The sequence below is a fragment of the Mycobacterium sp. genome, assembly GCF_039583805.1.
Classification (GTDB): Bacteria; Actinomycetota; Actinomycetes; order Mycobacteriales; family Mycobacteriaceae; genus Mycobacterium.
This window is the reverse complement of record NZ_JAVKSH010000180.1, coordinates 1-1,711: the sequence shown is the minus strand read 5'-3', so window position 1 is coordinate 1,711 and position 1,711 is coordinate 1. Positions and strand designations below refer to the sequence as shown.

Sequence of the window (1,711 nt, the reverse complement as noted above, 5' to 3'; positions counted from 1 at the left end):
CAGACCGCGGCAGACGCAGACCGCGGCAGACGCAGACCGCGGCAGACGCAGACCGCGGCAGACGCAGACCGCGGCAGACAATGTCGGTTGTAGCCTTTAGATTGGGTGTTGACCCTTTGGATTGGGTGTTGGCAGTGTGGTGTTGACTCAGTGCCTGTGCCGTCTGGTGGTGCCGGGCCGGTTCGGTGATTCCCCGACGGAAGGGACTGTGACAGTCGAGATGGCCGACGTCGATGGCGCAACCGGGTCGGAGATGGCGGACCTCTTCGCGTCGACTGCGGCTGAAGAGACCGACGAGCAGCTGTCGGCGCGTTTCGAGCGAGATGCGATCCCACTGCTGGACCAGCTCTACGGGGGTGCGCTGCGGATGACGCGCAATCCGGCCGATGCCGAAGACCTCCTCCAGGAGACCATGGTCAAGGCCTACGCGGGGTTTCGCTCCTTCAGGGAGGGCACCAACATCAAGGCCTGGCTGTATCGCATCCTGACCAACACCTACATCAACGGCTACCGCAAAAAGCAGCGCCAGCCCGCGCAGTATCCGACCGATGAGATCACCGACTGGCAGCTGGCGGCCAGTGCGGAGCACTCTTCGACCGGTCTGCGTTCGGCGGAGGTCGAGGCTTTGGAGGCGCTGCCGGACATCGAGATCAAAGAAGCGCTGCAGGCGCTGCCCGAAGAGTTTCGGATGGCGGTGTACTACGCCGACGTGGAAGGTTTTCCGTACAAGGAGATCGCCGAGATCATGGATACGCCGATCGGAACGGTCATGTCGCGGCTGCACCGCGGTAGGCGCCAGCTGCGTGGTTTATTGGCCGACGTGGCCAAGGAGCGGGGTTTGATCCGCGGTGACCAGGAGGCCGAAGGGGTGCCGAGGTGACCGAGTTCTCCCGCCCGTCAGGCTCGAACGACGCAACAGCCGGCGGTGAAGCGGGCGCCGAGGTCGATTGCGCGGAAGTGATCGCCGAGGTCTGGAGCCTGCTCGACGGCGAATGCACCCCGGAGACTCGCCAGAAACTGCTCCGGCACCTGGAGGAATGCCCAGGGTGCTTCCAGCACTACGGGATCGAAGAGCGGATCAAGGTGCTGATCGCCACCAAGTGTCGTGGCGACAGAGCGCCCGAGGGTCTTCGCGAGCGGTTGCAGCTAGAGATCAGCCGGACCACCATCATCCGCAGATAGGGTGGCCGGTCGCAGCGGCCGTGCTACGCGTTCGGCCGCTTGCCGTGGTTGGCCTTGCTGTGCTTACGGTCGCGCTTCTTCCGGCCACGCTTGGCCATGACTGATCCTCCTTGCGGTCGCGGCGGCAGGCCAGTCTCTCACGCGGCGATGGAGTACGCCCAACCGGCTACACCACTGGGCTGGTGTCCGGGGTCAGCGGTGCGCTGGACTGTCCCGGCAGCGCCGAGGTCTGGCCGGGCACTGCCGGTGTTTGGCCGGGCAGTTCCGGGGTTTGGCCGGGCAGCGCCGAGGTTGCGTCGGGCGCTGCGGGGGTTTGGCCGGGCAGCGCCGGGGTCTGGCCCAGCGTCGGGGTCTGGCCCAGTGCCGGGGTTTGACCCGGCAGCGTCGGGGTCTGGCCGGGCAGTGTTGGGGTTTGACCCGGAAGCATCGGGGTCTGGCCCAGCATCGGGCTTTGGCCGGGCAGTGTTGGGGTCTGGCCGGGCAGTGTTGGGGTTTGACCCGGAAGCATCGGGGTCTGGCCCAGCATCGG

At 66.3% G+C, this 1,711-nt stretch carries 2 protein-coding genes and 1 pseudogene; 2 read left to right on the top strand and 1 reads right to left on the bottom strand.

Translation table 11 applies throughout. The annotated features are described in order from the left end of the window. Positions 1-220: 220 nt before the first annotated feature. Positions 221-880, top strand: coding sequence for a sigma-70 family RNA polymerase sigma factor (locus tag ABDW21_RS16615; RefSeq protein WP_343603109.1), 660 nt, complete (start codon positions 221-223; stop codon positions 878-880). 77 nt (positions 881-957) lie between these two features. Further along, complete coding sequence (rsrA, locus tag ABDW21_RS16610) at positions 958-1,182, top strand: mycothiol system anti-sigma-R factor (protein WP_343603115.1); 225 nt, start codon at positions 958-960, stop codon at positions 1,180-1,182. 166 nt (positions 1,183-1,348) lie between these two features. Here the strand turns inward: rsrA and ABDW21_RS16605 are convergent. Then, positions 1,349-1,711 (bottom strand): annotated as a pseudogene (locus tag ABDW21_RS16605) (hypothetical protein); the annotation flags it as partial.